General features: G+C 67.3%; 15 protein-coding genes. 8 read left to right on the forward strand and 7 right to left on the reverse strand.

The genetic code is table 11. The annotated features are described in order from the left end of the window. Positions 1 to 50 precede the first annotated feature (50 nt). Positions 51 to 1,001 carry a DUF2125 domain-containing protein gene (locus tag L1787_RS05060; protein ID WP_235707448.1) on the forward strand — a complete coding sequence of 317 codons (951 nt, stop codon included), beginning with the start codon at positions 51 to 53 and terminating at the stop codon, positions 999 to 1,001. On the opposite strand, the gene L1787_RS05065 is transcribed toward L1787_RS05060, so the two are convergent. From L1787_RS05065 to L1787_RS05075, 3 genes are read right to left on the reverse strand one after another with little or no spacing between them, the layout of a single operon-like run. Next, the gene (locus L1787_RS05065; RefSeq protein ID WP_235707449.1) at positions 982 to 1,968 is read right to left on the reverse strand and encodes a prephenate/arogenate dehydrogenase family protein; all 987 of its coding nucleotides are present in this window, start codon (positions 1,966 to 1,968) and stop codon (positions 982 to 984) included. The genes L1787_RS05060 and L1787_RS05065 overlap by 20 nt on opposite strands. Continuing rightward, on the reverse strand, positions 1,961 to 3,073 hold the full coding sequence (gene hisC, locus L1787_RS05070; RefSeq protein ID WP_235707450.1) for a histidinol-phosphate transaminase: 1,113 nt from the start codon (positions 3,071 to 3,073) through the stop codon (positions 1,961 to 1,963). The genes L1787_RS05065 and hisC overlap by 8 nt, the downstream gene beginning before the upstream one ends. Next, complete coding sequence (locus L1787_RS05075; RefSeq protein ID WP_235707451.1) at positions 3,070 to 3,750, reverse strand: chorismate mutase; 681 nt, start codon at positions 3,748 to 3,750, stop codon at positions 3,070 to 3,072. The genes hisC and L1787_RS05075 overlap by 4 nt, the downstream gene beginning before the upstream one ends. Positions 3,751 to 3,916: 166 nt before the next feature. On the opposite strand from L1787_RS05075, the gene metX reads away from it, so the two are divergent. Beyond that, positions 3,917 to 5,149: a homoserine O-acetyltransferase MetX gene (gene metX / locus L1787_RS05080; RefSeq protein ID WP_235707452.1), complete on the forward strand. Its 1,233-nt coding sequence runs from the start codon at positions 3,917 to 3,919 to the stop codon at positions 5,147 to 5,149. Between the two features lie 5 nt (positions 5,150 to 5,154). Further along, the gene (gene metW, locus L1787_RS05085) at positions 5,155 to 5,787 is read left to right on the forward strand and encodes a methionine biosynthesis protein MetW (RefSeq protein ID WP_235707453.1); all 633 of its coding nucleotides are present in this window, start codon (positions 5,155 to 5,157) and stop codon (positions 5,785 to 5,787) included. On the opposite strand, the gene L1787_RS05090 is transcribed toward metW, so the two are convergent. Next, positions 5,723 to 6,547 carry a class I SAM-dependent methyltransferase gene (locus tag L1787_RS05090; protein ID WP_235707454.1) on the reverse strand — a complete coding sequence of 275 codons (825 nt, stop codon included), beginning with the start codon at positions 6,545 to 6,547 and terminating at the stop codon, positions 5,723 to 5,725. The genes metW and L1787_RS05090 overlap by 65 nt on opposite strands. Before the next feature lie 394 nt (positions 6,548 to 6,941). Between L1787_RS05090 and gloB the strand changes: the two genes are divergently transcribed. From gloB to L1787_RS05105, 3 genes are all read left to right on the forward strand, one after another. Beyond that, complete coding sequence (gloB, locus tag L1787_RS05095) at positions 6,942 to 7,670, forward strand: hydroxyacylglutathione hydrolase (RefSeq protein ID WP_369415058.1); 729 nt, start codon at positions 6,942 to 6,944, stop codon at positions 7,668 to 7,670. After that, on the forward strand, positions 7,667 to 8,092 hold the full coding sequence (locus L1787_RS05100; RefSeq protein WP_235707456.1) for a cupin domain-containing protein: 426 nt from the start codon (positions 7,667 to 7,669) through the stop codon (positions 8,090 to 8,092). The genes gloB and L1787_RS05100 overlap by 4 nt, the downstream gene beginning before the upstream one ends. A gap of 183 nt (positions 8,093 to 8,275) precedes the next feature. Then, positions 8,276 to 8,950: an HAD family hydrolase gene (locus tag L1787_RS05105; RefSeq protein WP_235707564.1), complete on the forward strand. Its 675-nt coding sequence runs from the start codon at positions 8,276 to 8,278 to the stop codon at positions 8,948 to 8,950. Positions 8,951 to 8,962: 12 nt separating this feature from the next. Here the strand turns inward: L1787_RS05105 and arsB are convergent, their stop codons facing one another. Genes arsB through L1787_RS05120 form a run of 3 tightly spaced genes read right to left on the reverse strand, consistent with a single transcriptional unit; the run spans position 8,963 to position 10,854 of the window. Further along, the gene (gene arsB / locus L1787_RS05110) at positions 8,963 to 10,057 is read right to left on the reverse strand and encodes an ACR3 family arsenite efflux transporter (protein ID WP_235707457.1); all 1,095 of its coding nucleotides are present in this window, start codon (positions 10,055 to 10,057) and stop codon (positions 8,963 to 8,965) included. Beyond that, positions 10,054 to 10,488: an arsenate reductase (glutaredoxin) gene (arsC, locus tag L1787_RS05115; protein WP_235707458.1), complete on the reverse strand. Its 435-nt coding sequence runs from the start codon at positions 10,486 to 10,488 to the stop codon at positions 10,054 to 10,056. Before arsC ends, arsB begins: the two co-directional genes overlap by 4 nt. 27 nt (positions 10,489 to 10,515) lie before the next feature. Beyond that, positions 10,516 to 10,854: an ArsR/SmtB family transcription factor gene (locus L1787_RS05120; protein ID WP_235707459.1), complete on the reverse strand. Its 339-nt coding sequence runs from the start codon at positions 10,852 to 10,854 to the stop codon at positions 10,516 to 10,518. Positions 10,855 to 11,139: 285 nt separating this feature from the next. Here L1787_RS05120 and L1787_RS05125 point away from each other — a divergent pair, with 285 nt between their 5' ends. Together L1787_RS05125 and L1787_RS05130 are read left to right on the forward strand one after the other, a co-directional pair. Further along, positions 11,140 to 12,153, forward strand: coding sequence for a methyltransferase (locus L1787_RS05125; RefSeq protein ID WP_235707460.1), 1,014 nt, complete (start codon positions 11,140 to 11,142; stop codon positions 12,151 to 12,153). A 285-nt stretch (positions 12,154 to 12,438) separates the two neighbouring features. Beyond that, positions 12,439 to 14,097 carry a tetratricopeptide repeat protein gene (locus L1787_RS05130; protein ID WP_235707461.1) on the forward strand — a complete coding sequence of 553 codons (1,659 nt, stop codon included), beginning with the start codon at positions 12,439 to 12,441 and terminating at the stop codon, positions 14,095 to 14,097. Positions 14,098 to 14,236: the final 139 nt, after the last annotated feature.

Below are 14,236 nucleotides of genomic sequence, written 5' to 3' on the forward strand. Positions count from 1 at the left end.
CCAACGCACTGCGCTTCAAGCTTCTGTTGGGAGCTATCCTCGGAGCGCTGGTGGTCTGGTCTGTCCTTTGGTTCGTCGCCGCGACGTTCGTCGATCGTCAGATCGAGCGGGCCGAGCGGGGCGCGTATAGTGGCGGAGCGCTCGCCGAGTGCACCCGGCGCAGTGTGACGGGTTTCCCCTTCCGCATCGAGGTGCGGTGCGGCGAGGACACGCGCATCGGCAACGGCACCACCACGGTGACGCTCGGCGGCCTGACGGTGGTCGCGCAGGTCTATAATCCCTCGCGCTTGCTCGCGGAGATCGCCTCTCCCGCGCAGGTCGCGACCTACGGCGCCGCGCCGGTCATCGCCGAGTGGTCGCTGGCGCACGCGAGCGCCCGGCTCAACCTCAAGCGCCATGCGCTCGACCGCCTCGACGCCGAACTCCTCGACGTCACCTTCGAGACGCTCGGCGGGGCGGCCGTCGATATCGGCAAGGTGGTCGCCAATATTCGCCGCAATCCCGACACACCGGCCGATCTCGATATCGCCCTGCGGCTCGATGACCTGCAGCCGGTCGAAGGTGGGGAGCCGGTTCATATCGCCTTCCGCGGCCGGGTCGGCGACGGCGCCTCGCTCCTGGCGGGCAGCCCCGACGCGCTGATGGTGAGCCTGTTGGCCGATGGCCTGCCCATCGTCATCGACGCCGCGACGGCCGAGAGCGGCGGCATGAAGCTCGCGGCGAGCGGCGACGTCGTGCTGGGCGCTGACGGCCGGCTCAACGGGGAGATCGATGTCGCGATCGCGGGATATGACAACGACGTTCCCTATGTCGAAAGGGTCGCGCCCGAGGCGGGAAAGACGGTCACCTCGGTGCTGAACAACGTGCTGTCGTTCGCGCCGGAGACGACGATCGACGAGCGGAAGGCGCGCAAGGTCACCTTCCGCATTCGCGACAGCCAGGTCGTGGCCGGCTTCGTCCCGCTGTTCACCGTGCCGCCGCTCAGCCTCGCTCGCCGTTGACCGAACGGGCGGCGCCGTCTTCGGGGGCGCCGTCGGTGTGGGAGCGGGGGCGGCCGAAATCGGGGGCCGCCGTGTCCTGGCCGGCATCGATGATGCCCATGCGGATCGCGCGGGTGCGCTCGAACACCTCGTAAAGGAGGTCGCCTTCGCCCCAGCGGATGGCGCGCTGGAGGCTCGCAAGATCCTCCGAGAAGCGGCCGAGCGTTTCGAGAACCGCCTCGCGATTGTTGAGGAAGACGTCGCGCCACATGGTTGGGTCGGAGGCCGCGATGCGGGTGAAGTCGCGAAAGCCGCCGGCGGAGAACTTGATCACCTCCGACTCCGCGACCGATTCCATATCGTAGGCGGTGCGGACGATATTGTACGCGATGAGATGCGGCAGGTGCGAGGTGATGGCGAGCACGAGGTCGTGCCGCTTGGGGTCCATCAGCTCGATTTCCGAGCCGAACCGGCGCCACATGTCGGCGACGATGTCGACCGCCTCGGGATCGGTCCCCTCGGTCGGCGTCAGGATCGACCAGCGCCGCTCGAAGAGGGTGCCATAGCCCGCGCGCGGGCCGGATTGCTCGGAACCGGCGATCGGGTGCCCGGCGACGACGCGGGCGTGCGCGGGGAGGACCCCGGTCAGCGCCTCGATCACGGATTCCTTCACCGAGCCGGTGTCGGTCACGATGGCGCCTTCGGCGAGGGCGGGGGCGATCGCGCGGCCGGTGGCCGACATTGCGCCGACCGGCACGCACAGCATCACGAGATCGGCCCCGGCGACGGCCTTCGCCGCGCTGGTGTGATAGCTCGTGCCGAGCTCCAATTCGGCGGCGACGCGCAGGGCATCGCCATTGCGGTCGCCGATCGCGATCGGTCCTTCAAAGCCCTTGGCCCGCAGCGCGAGCGCCACCGAAGACCCGATGAGACCGATCCCGATGATCGCGACGCGCGAGAAGCGAAAGGATCCGGGTTCGTCAGCCATTGTTCAATGTGTCTCTGTATGCGCGCAGCGCGGCGATCGTCGCCTCGTTGCTCTCGTCGTCGCCCACCGTCATGCGCAGCATTTGGGGAAGGCCGTAGGCGGAGACGCGGCGCAGGATCACGCCGCGAGCGGACAGGAACTCGTCCGCCGCGCCGGCGTCGCCGCCGGGCACCGCGGAAAAGTCGATGAGGACGAAGTTGCCGACGCTGGGCGCCACGGGAAAGCCGAGCGCGGCGATCCGTTCGCGCAGCTCCGGCAACCAGCGCGCATTGTGGGCGATCGAGCGGTCGGTGTGCGCGCGGTCCTTGAGGGCGGCGACCCCGGCCGCGAGGGCGGCGGCGTTGACGTTGAACGGGCCGCGCACGCGGTGGAGGGTGTTGATCACCGCCTCCGGCGCATAGGCCCAGCCGAGGCGGAGGGCAGCGAGGCCGTAGATCTTGGAGAAGGTGCGCGTCATGATCGTGTCATTGCGCGTCGCGACGAGCTCGATCCCGGCCTCATAGTCGTTCTTCTGGACGTACTCGGCATAGGCCGCGTCGATCACCAGGAGGACGCCGGCGGGAAGGCTGTCGCGCAGCCGCCGCACCTCGTTGATCGAGGTGTAGGATCCCGTCGGATTGTTGGGATTGGCGAGGAAGACGATGCGCGTCTTGTCCGTCACCGCCGCGAGGATCGCGTCGACATCGACGGTCAGATCCGTCTCCTTCACGACCACCGGCGTCGCGCCGGCCGCGAGGGTCACGATGCGGTAGACGAGAAATGCGTGCTCGGTGAAGACCGCCTCGTCGCCTTCGCGCAGATAGGCGTTCGCGATCATCGCGAGGATCTCGTCGGACCCATTGCCGCAGATGATCCGGTCGGCCTTGAGGCCGTAGGCGGAGGCGATCGCCTCGCGAAGGTCGGTCGCGGACCCGTCGGGGTATCGTTCGAGCGACTGGGCGGCCGACAAGAACGCCTCGCGCGCCTCGGGGCTCGGGCCGAGCGGGTTCTCGTTCGAGGAAAGCTTATGCTGCTTGCCCGCGCTGCCGCCTTTCGCGCGGCCGGGAATGTAGGCGGCGATTTCGAGGACGGAGGGACGCGGCTCGGGAGACTTTGCAGCACTCATTTGGGGCTCGATGTCAGGGGTTGGGCGACGGGAACGGGGAAAGGGAAAGGGTGGTAGAGGCCGAGGACGTCGTCCTCCGGGCCGATCTCGCCGGCGGAGACCTCGACCGGGGCCTCGTCGCGCAGGACGAGGGCGAGGGGGCCGGTGCCGCGGGAGACGCCCGCGCCGCCGAGGACGACGGCGACGCCGTCGTCACTTTGCCGGTATCGTCCGATGACGTGCGCCGCATTGCGCGCGCTCCACCATCGGTCGCCCGTCGCACCGTCGATGACCGCGATGTCGCCGGGCGCATCGGCGAGCGCGGCGACGGCCTCGGCCGGGCTCGCGAGGGTCATCTCGACGGGTCCGTAGAGGTAGCGCGCGACGTCGAGCGGGCCGGCGACATGGACGCGGAAGGGCCGCTGCGCCACGCAGGCCGCACCGATCAGCACCCGCCAGATGTGCACCAGCGTCGCATGGGGTAGGGTGCCGGTGTGGAGCGACAGACGGTTCTCGATCACCGCCGCCTCACGCGCCGGGCGGATCACGCTTTCGTCGGGCCCCTTGGCGGCGCCGATTTCGCTCACGATCTCAAAGCGCTCGCGCAACAGCCGATGAAGGCCGGTATCGACGAGGTCGAGCCGGTCGCGAAGGGCGCTCAGCGAATCGCTGCTATCTCTGGAAAGGGGCGTAACCATACCGATCTACTGAAATGTGCGAGCCGGCTGGATAGCCCTTCGGTGCAGCCGACGCAAAGAAAACATTGACCCGTCCCGCACCGGCGGCATAGCGTCCGGCCCCTCATGGGAGGTGTAGGGCTTGCTCGATGGGTGGGGTCCTGGGCCTTGCCCCGGAGACGATACTATGACCTCTGACTTCGTGGCCGATGGTGGTTCACCCCACATCGGCGCGACAGAAGACGACCGAGAAGCCCGCCGCCGAAGCGAGGTCGACCAGCCGACGAGCCAGGTCGCCCGGTTCCACGACGCACCGCTGAAACTCGACTCGGGCGTCTCTCTCGACAACTGGCAGATCGCCTATCAGACCTACGGCACCCTCAATGCCGACAGGACGAACGCCATCGTCGTCTGCCACGCGCTGACGGGCGACCAGCACGCCGCCAACCGCAACCCCGTGACCGGCCGCGGCGGGTGGTGGGATTCGCTGGTCGGTCCGGGCAAGCCGGTCGACACCGACCATTTTTTCGTGATCTGCGCCAACGTCCTCGGCGGCTGTTCGGGGACGACGGGTCCGGCCTCGCTCAATCCCGAGACGGGGCGGGCCTACGGGCTCGATATGCCGGTCGTCACCATTGCCGACATGGTGCGCGCACAGGTTCGCCTCGTGGAGCATCTCGGCATCGACACATTGTTCGCCGTCGTCGGCGGCTCGATGGGCGGGATGCAGGTGCTCGAATGGGGCGCCTCCTATGGCGACCGTGTCTTCGCCGCGGTGCCGATCGCGACCGGGACGCGTCATTCGGCGCAGAATATCGGCTTCCACGAGGTCGGGCGGCAGGCGATCATGGCCGATCCCGAATGGCGGGGCGGGCGCTATCTCGAGCATGGGGTGAGGCCCAAAAAGGGGCTGTCGGTCGCCCGCATGGCCGCGCACATCACCTACGTGTCGGAGACGGCGTTGCACCGAAAGTTCGGCCGCGCGTTGCAGGATCGTGATGTCGTCACCTACGGGTTCGACGCCGACTTCCAGATCGAATCCTATCTGCGGCACCAAGGCTCGACCTTCGTCGACCGGTTCGATGCCAACGCCTATCTCTACCTCACCCGCGCGATGGATTATTTCGATCTCGCCGCCGAGCATGGCGGGCGTGTCGCCAACGCCTTTCGCGGGTCGGAGACGCGCTGGTGCGTCGTCTCCTTCACCTCCGACTGGTTGTTCCCGACCTCCGAGAGCCGAACCATCGTGCACGCCCTCAACGCGGCCGCCGCGCAGGTCTCCTTCGTCGAGATCGAGACCGACAAGGGACACGACGCGTTCCTTCTCGAAGAGCCGAAATTCCACCGCGCCGTGCGCGGCTTCCTGACCGGCGCCGCCATCGCGCGCGGCATCGAGCCGCCGGCCTCGCCGCCCCGATGAGCACCATGACAGCCACGACGGACAGCTCCACCATCGCGCCGACGCGCGTCGACTATGATGTGATCCGCGAACTCGTCGCGCCCGGCAGCCGCATCCTCGATGTCGGCTGCGGCGACGGGGCGCTGATGGCGCTCCTCGAAGGCTCGCACGGGGTGCGGGCGTCGGGGATCGAGCTCAATCAAGCGGGGGTGAACGAGGCCGTTTCGCTCGGCTTGTCGGTGATCCAGGGCGACGCCGACACCGACCTCGCGGCCTATCCCGATCGCGCCTTCGACTATGTGATCCTCAGCCAGACGCTCCAGGCGACGCGCGACCCCCGCGCCGTCCTCGAAAATCTTCTGCGGATCGGGACGTGCTGCATCGTCTCGTTCCCGAATTTCGGCTTCTGGCGCGTGCGCCTCAAGCTGCTGTTCCAGGGGGAGATGCCGACGACGCGGCTGTTGCCGGACCCCTGGTGGGCGACGAGCAACATCCATTTCTGCACCATCCGCGACTTCATCAATCTGTGCGCGGACATGGGCGTCGAGGTGGACCGGGCGATCGCGGTCAACACCTGGGGGCAGCGGATCCCGATCAACGCGCCCTGGTGGTTTTGGAACCTCTTTGGCGAGCAGGCGGTGTTTCTCCTGCGCCGCTGACGCGTGATTCGCCCGCCTCCTCGCACATCGATGCCGGCTTCGGGACCGGGGCGAGGGCGGGGGCGAAGATCTTCAGGCCGCGATTGGATTTGTTCACCGGGATCCCGCGGATCAGCGTTTTCTGGGCTTCGACGCCCAGCATTCCGGCAAAGCGCGGCATCGTCTGGCGGCCGAGCCGTTCCCACACGCTTGCCGAGCCCAGCACGAAGCGTCGCCGCGTCGGCGGGACGAAGAGAAAGCGGCGGACGGTGGTGGGCTCGAGCCAGGCGCTCTCCATCAGCTCGGTGAGCTGGAAGCGCGAGAACGGCCGGCCGAGGCCCATCGGGGTATGGTCGGCCCGCGCCCAGGCGCCCGAGCGATAGGGCACCACCACGAAAATCCGCCCCGACGGCACCAGAACCCGCCAGGCCTCGCGCAGCACCGCGTAAGGATCCTTTGAGGTTTCGAGGACGTGCATCAGAAAGAGCTTGTCGATCGAATTGTCCGGGAGCGGCAGCGCATCCTCGTGCGCGAGGGCCGTGACGTTCGGCCCTTCGCCCGGCCAATGAAGGACGCCCTCGGCCGCCGGCATCAGCGCGACGACGCGCGTCGCCTCGCCGAGAAAGGGCCGCAAATACGGGGTTGTGTGCCCGATGCCGGCGATGTCTTCGCCCGCGACGGAAGCCCAGGCCGATCTCAGTTCGGCCGAAACGATCTGTCGCGCGATGCGCCCGAGCGGCGTCTTGTAAAACGCACGCAACTCGGAAACGTCGAGATGCATGAACGCTTCCCCGTTGTCGTTCCACTTGTCATAGCATGGTGATTGCCGCCTTGCGCGTCGAGGGATGCGGCGCTTTGACAGCGGCATGGTGGCGGAGCCGTGGCGCGTTGCTTGTGAAGATGCTAGAAGCGATCGATCTTCGGACCGGGTCGACGACCCGTTCGAGAGGCAGAGCGCGCCGCGATGAGTTCGGACGGCTTTCCGTCTTCGGAGCCACGCACCGTCGAGGGCGCTCTGGTCAGCCCGGCGACGGGCGATGGAAGAACGAGGCTCTCGTCTCTTCGGAGAGCGATTTGCGCCGCAGTGACCGTGACGTCGCTGCGGCGCAAATCGCTCTCAGTGAGACGTTCGACGAACGGAGTGCGCCATGGTCGATATCCGACTGATCCCTTGCTTGTCCGATAACTACGCTGTCCTCGTCCACACGGGTGACGAGACGATCCTGATCGACGCGCCCGAAGCGGGCCCGATCAAGGCCGCGCTCGCCGAGGAAGGGTGGACGCTGACAACGATTCTCGTCACCCACCACCACACCGATCACGTGCAGGCGATCGACGCGGTGAAGGGCTCGGCCAAGGTCATCGGCCCGAAGGCCGAGGCCGACCGGATCAAGGAGCTCGACGAGACGCTGGATGATGGCGCCGAGTTCACCCTCGGCGGCCTCGAGGTGAAGGCGATCGCGACGCCCGGCCACACCTCCGGCCCGCTTTCTTATTATTTCCCGGGTGCCGGCATCGCCTTCACCGCCGACACGCTGTTCGCCATGGGCTGCGGCCGTCTCTTCGAGGGCGATCCGGCGACGATGTGGAACTCGTTCAAGACGCTGCGCGCCGCGCTGCCGGACGACACGAAGATCTATTGCGGCCACGAATACACCCTCACCAACGCGCGTTACGGCCATCAGGCGCTGCCCGAGGATGCGGCGATCGCCGAGCGGCTCAAGGTCGTCGAGGCCGCGCGTGAGCGGGGCGAGCCGACCGTTCCGACCACGATGGCGGCGGAAAAGGCCACCAATCCGTTCATGCGCGCCGACGACCCGTCGGTTGCCGCGCAGCTCGGCATGGCCGGCGCCGATCCGGTCGAGGTGTTCGCGCATCTTCGCAAAGGGCGCGACTCGTTTTGACGCCTGCCGACATCATCGCGACCCTCGGGATGCAGCCCCACCCCGAGGGGGGCCACTTCGTCGAGACCTACCGCGACGCGCCGGACGGTGGGCGCGGCCATTCGACGGCGATCTATTATCTCCTCGAGGCTGGCCAGCGCTCGCACTGGCACCGCGTGCTCGATGCGGCCGAGGTCTGGCACTATTATGCCGGCGGTCCGCTGGCGCTGTCCCTGTCGGCCGACGGGATCGCGACGACGGTGCATCGTCTCGGTCCCGACATCGCGGCGGGCGAGCGGCCGCAGATCGTCGTGCCGACCGGGCAATGGCAGGCGGCCGAGCCGCTCGGCGCATGGACGCTCGTCGGCTGCACCGTCGCGCCGGGCTTTTCGTTCGAGGGGTTCGAGATGGCCCCGCCCGATTGGCGGCCGTCGGGCGATTGAACTCGGCGGATTGCGGCCCGGCATTGTATAGCGGCAATATTTCGTTTCGATTCGCTGCGTAAGCGGATCGTTTGCGAAGCCTTTGGGCAAACTACGCTGCCTCCGCCCTGCTAAGGGGTGTGGGCGAGGCGGGCCTCACGTATGGTTCGCACTCGCCTCACCATGTTGACGCGGGGGAATGGGATGCGCATCGAGCCGGTTTTCATCTTCGATCTCGACGGAACGCTCGTCGACAGCGTCTATCAGCACGTGCTCGCCTGGAAGGAGGCGCTCGACGCGGAGGGGATCGACCTTTCGGTCTGGCGCATCCACCGCAAGATCGGGATGAGCGGCGGGCTCTTCACCAATCAGCTCCTGCGCGAGACCGAGCTCGAGATCAGCACCGAGCGCGTCGAGCGCATCCGCGCCGCCCATGCCGGCGCCTATCGCAAATATGCGAGCCAGATCCGTCCGCTGCCCGGCGCTCGCGAGCTTCTCGCCTGGCTCACCGAGGCGGAGATTCCCTGGGCGATCGCGACCAGCGGGCGGATGGAGACGGCGAAGGTCAACATCGAGGCGCTCGGCGTCGATCCGTCGATGGCCGTCGTCGTCACCCGCGACCAGGTGAAATATGCCAAGCCCGACCCCGATCTCTTCGTGGAGGCCGCGCGGCGCCTCGACAAGCCGATCGAAACCTCCGTCATCGTCGGGGACAGCGTGTGGGACATGCTCGCCGCGACGCGCTGCCGGGCGCTCGGGGTCGGCCTCTTGAGCGGCGGCTATGGCGTCGACGAGCTGCGCCAATCCGGGGCGATCCGCGTCTACGAGGATCCGAGCGAGCTGCTCGATCATATCGACGAGGTGGGCGGGCGCCGGTAGCGGGCCGGCCGCTCACTCCGCCGACGCGGCGCCTGGAAAGTGCCGCCGCGTCGCGTTGGCGATGGCGACGAGGGAGAGCATGACGGGCACCTCGACGAGCACGCCGACGACCGTCGCGAGAGCCGCACCGGAAGAGAGGCCGAAAATGCTGATCGCCACCGCGACGGCGAGCTCGAAGAAATTCGACGTGCCGATGAGCGCGCACGGCGCGGCGACCTTGTGCGGCACGCGCCAGGCCCAGGCGGCGAGATAGGCGATCGCGAAGATCCCGTAGGACTGGATGACGAGGGGCGTCGCGATCATCGCGATCACCAGCGGCCGATCGAGGATCACCGGCCCCTGAAAACCGAACAGCAGCACGACCGTCAGAAGAAGGCCGAGGACGGAGACGGGCTTCATCGTCGCGCCGAAGCGCTCGATCGCCGCCGCACCCGTGCCGGGTGCCGCGCGCGCCAGGAGCCAACGGCGCGTCGCGATCCCGGCGGCCAGCGGCACGAGGATATAGAGCGCGACCGACAGGAGAAGCGTGCCCCACGGCACCGCAATATCGGTGACGCCCAGCAGGAAGGCGACGATCGGCGCGAAGGCGAAGATCATGATGACGTCGTTCACCGACACCTGGACGAGCGTATAGGTCGCATCGCCGCGCGTGAGCTGCGACCAGACGAACACCATCGCCGTGCACGGCGCCGCGCCCAACAGGATGAGGCCGGCGATATATTGCTCCGCGTCCTGCGGCGCGATGAAGGGGGCGAAGACCACCTCGAAGAAGAGGACGGCGAGCCCGGCCATCGTGAAGGGCTTGATCAGCCAGTTGACGACGACGGTGAGGACGAGTCCCTTCGGCCGGTCGCCGATATGGGCAAGGCTCGCGAAGTCGACCGCGACCATCATCGGGTAGACCATCGCCCAGACGAGGACCGCGACGGCGAGATTCACCTTGGCGACCTCGAGCGCCGCGAAGACGCCGAACAGGCCGGGGAGGGTGGTGCCGAGGCCGATCCCGGCGAGGATCGCGAGCGCCACCCAAAGGGAGAGCCAGCGCTCGAACACGCCGAGGCCCGTGGGAGCCTGCGGAAGGGGCGCGGCCTTGTCGGCGGCGCTCATTCGTCGCCGGCCTTCACACGGTGGCCGGCCGCATCCACCACCGGCGCGCCGTCTTCCTTGGAAAAGGCGCCGTTCTGGGGATCGGGGAGAATGTCGAGCACGGTTTCGGAGGGGCGGCAAAGGCGCGTGCCGAGCGGCGTTTCGACCATCGGCCGGTTGATGAGGATCGGGTGCGCCATCATCGCGTCGATCAATGCCGCGTCCGAAAGGCTCTCGTCGGCGAGGCCGAGCGCGTCATAAGGCGTTCCCTTCTGGCGCAGGAGCGCCCGCGGGGTGATGCCCATCGCCGCGATCAGCGCGGTCAGCCGCTCGCGCGATGGCGGCGTCTTCAGATATTCGACGATGACGGGTTCGGCCCCGCTATTGCGGATGAGCGCCAGGACGTTACGGGACGTGCCGCATTGGGGGTTGTGGTAGATGGTGATCGTCATCTCGTGTCTCGCAAAAAGGCGGTGTCGTCAGACGGCGCGATCGGTGGCCGCTTCGGCGTCGGTGAAACCGCATCGCGCGGGGTCGGCGGCGCAGCAATTGTCGGTCAGGTAGCCGATGAGGCCGGTCATCCGCGTCACGTGCGCGGCATAGATCAGCGACCGGCCGTCCCGGCGGCAGGTGACGAGGCCGGCATTCTTCAATTGGCTGAGATGGAAGGACAGCGTCGCCGGGGCGAGCGACAGCGCCTCGCCGATGCGCCCGACCGCGAGCCCGTCCGGCGCCGCCTCGACGAGGAGGCGGAAGATGTCGAGCCGGGTTTCCTGCGCGAGGGCGGCGAGGGCGGTGATGGCGTCTGATCTTTCCATGATTCTAGAATAGTCGAATTGATCGGCCGATGGAAGTCCCCGCCGCCGGCGATTCCGCGGCCGTCGTCCTCCCGTCTGCTTAGATGATTGCCGCATATGTGTGCGATTTGCGCGTATCGCGGCGGCAATCGGGTGCCAATATCCGTCTGGGATGCGGCCATGACGGGGGCAGGCTTGCCAAATGGCGCCAGTTCGCGGCACAACAGCGGCCTTCCCAGCGCCGAAAGTTTGCGCGACGTCCTGTCGCCGCTTGCGGCCATTACTAATGAAAGGGACGCACTTTACATGGAGATTCTAACAAAGCCGGAAGAAATATCCGATATTGCCTTCGGCTTCATGGGATCAAAAGCGCTCTTCGCCGCGCTTCATCACAATGTGTTCACGCATTTGTCCGGTGATGCGATGACGGCCGCGGAGCTGTCGCGCGCTTGCGGCCTTCACACGGACCGCTGCAACACGCTGCTCACCGCGCTCGCCGGCCTCGGCCTCGTCTCCGTCGACGACGGCAAGTTCGCGAACTCGCCGGCCGCCGAGGCCTTCCTCGTGAAGGGCGCGAAGTACGATTTCGGCGACTATCTGCGCCTTCAGGTCGACCGGCAGATGTACCGCCTTCTCGATCAGATCGACCTCGCTCTGTCCGACGACCTGCCGGAGGATGCGACGAGCTCCTATGCCGACTGGTTCTCCGACGCGGAGGAAGCCCGGATCTATTCTGAAAGCCAACATGCGGGCTCGCTGGGCCCGGCGCGTGGGCTTGCAAAATCGATCGATCTCTCCGGCGCGCGGCATCTCGTCGATGTCGGCGGCGGAACGGGTGCCTTCTCGATCACGCTGTGCAAGGCGTTCCCGAACCTCAAGGCGACGGTGGTGGAGTTCCCGAACGTCGCCGCGCTCGGCGAGCGTTATGTCGCCGAGGCCGGGCTGTCGGAGCGCATCTCCTATATCCACGAGAACGCCATCGAGGCGAAATGGCCGACCGGGGTCGATGTCGTCCTGATGTCGTATCTCTTTTCGGGCGTCGACGGGGAGCTGCACAAGAACCTCATCGCGCGCGCGTTCGACGGGCTCGCCCCCGGCGGCCAGATCCTGATCCACGACTTCATCGTGGAAGCCGACCGCACCGGCCCCAAGAATGCCGCCCTCTGGCAGCTTCAGCACACCGCCTTCACCCCGCGCGCTCGTTCGCTGGACGCCGGCTGGCTCGCCGACGCGCTGAGCGCCGCGGGCTTCAAGGACGTCAGCGTCGAGCCGATGATTCCCGGCATGACGATGCTCGCCCGCGGCGTGAAGCCGGCCTGACGAACGGCAGACGCCGGTCCACCGGCGGATGGACAATCGCCGGTCCCCGGCCAGCGTGCTCTCGCGGCTCCGATGCGCCTTGCGTGTCGGGGCCGTTTTCGTTCGGGGGGCGGGGCGTCGGGGCCTGCGCCGCGGCGGCGCATGTGGTAGTCTGCGGATCGTATCGTGCTATCGCATCCGGGTTGGCCGGGGCCGCGTCTTCAATGTTGGTCGCCAGCCCGTTTTTCCTCATGTGCGGCGCGATCTCGCCCGTCCGGCAAGCGCCGCCTCCCGTTGGAGAGCGCCATGGCCTATTACGATATCGACGTCTATAGCCGCGCCGTGACGACCACGTCGCCGGACGCTCAGCTCTGGTTCGATCGTGGCCTCGTCTGGACCTTCGCCTACAATCATGAGGAGGCGGTCACGTGCTTCCGCAAGGCGCTGGAGCACGACCCCGATTGCGCCATGGCCCATTGGGGCGTCGCTTACGCGATCGGGCCGAATTACAACATGGAGTGGCGCCATTTCGACCCGGTCGGCAAGGCGAACGCCCTTGCCATCGGCTATGACGAGGCGCGGGCCGCCCTCGCGCTCGCCGACCGCGTCACCGCGCCCGAGCGCGCGCTGATCGAGGCGCTGCCCGCCCGCTACCCCCAGCGCGATCCGATCGACGATCAGGCGCCCTGGAACGACGCCTTCGCCGCCGCGATGCGCCCCGCCTACGCCGCCTTTCCGAACGATCTCGACATCGCCACCATCTTCGCCGAGGCGATCCTCAACCAGACCCCCTGGAAGATGTGGGATCTTGCGACCGGCACGGTCGCGAAGGGCGCGGGGACGGAGGAGGCGCGCGCCCTCCTCGAACGGGCGATGCGGCAGGATCCGGCCGCGATGCGCCATCCGGGCGTTCTTCACCTCTATGTGCACCTGATGGAGATGTCGCCCTTCCCGGAAAAGGCGCTGATCGCGGGCGATGCGCTGCGCACGCTGGTGCCCGATGCCGGCCACCTCATCCACATGCCGACCCATCTCGACATCCAATGCGGCCACTATCGCGATGTCCTCGTCGACAATCAGCGGGCGATCGAGGCGGACCGGAAATATCTCGCTGATATCGGGCCGATGAATTTCTACACCGCCTACCGCGTGCACAATTATCATTTCGCGATCTACGGGGCGATGTTCCTCGGCCAGTACGTGCCGGCGCTCGCCGCCGCAGAGGAGCTGATCGACACGACGCCCGAGGCGCTGCTGCGCCTCCAAACCCCGCCGATGGCGGATTTCATCGAAAGCTATCTTTCGATGAAGCAGCACGTCTTCATCCGCTTCGGCAAATGGCGTGAGATCATCGCCGAGCCGCTGCCGGAGGATCGCGACCTCTATTGCGTCACCACCGCATCGATCCACTATGCGAAGGGCGTCGCGCATGCCGCGCTCGGCGCGGTGGCCGAAGCAGAGAGGGAAAAAGCGAACTTCCTCGCCGCCCGCGAGCGGGTGCCCGAAAGCCGGCTCCTTCACAACAATGTCTGCCTCGACCTCCTCGCGATCGCCGAGGAGATGCTGAACGGCGAGATCGAGTACCGCAAAGGCAACCACGAGGCGGCCTTCGCCCATCTGCGCCGCTCCGTCGTGCTCGACGACGCGCTTCCCTATGACGAGCCGTGGGGCTGGATCCAGCCGACCCGCCACGCGCTCGGCGCGTTGTTGTTGGAGCAGGACCGGGTGGAGGAGGCGGAGGCGGTCTATCGCGAGGATCTCGGCCTCGGCGGTACGCTCAGCCGGGCGACGATACACCCGGACAATGTGTGGAGCCTGCGCGGTCTCGACGATTGCCTCACCCGGCGGCGGATGGGCGACACGGCGGAAGGGCGGCTCGTCAAACAGCGCCTCGCCTTCGCGGCGGCACGGGCCGATATTCCGGTGGCGGCGTCCTGTTTCTGCGCCCGCGCCGCGGCGGCGTGAGGCGCGCCACCCCGCTCGGGAGAATACCGCCACAAAGTTGCTTTCCCATGCGGGGGGACTATTTTGAATTGCTGGGCGCCGTGTTCGGATTTCTGAACAGGGCGCCGAAATCCGTTAGAATATCCGGACGGATCGTCTC

Source organism: Acuticoccus kalidii, assembly GCF_021556395.1.
GTDB lineage: Bacteria > Pseudomonadota > Alphaproteobacteria > Rhizobiales > Amorphaceae > Acuticoccus > Acuticoccus kalidii.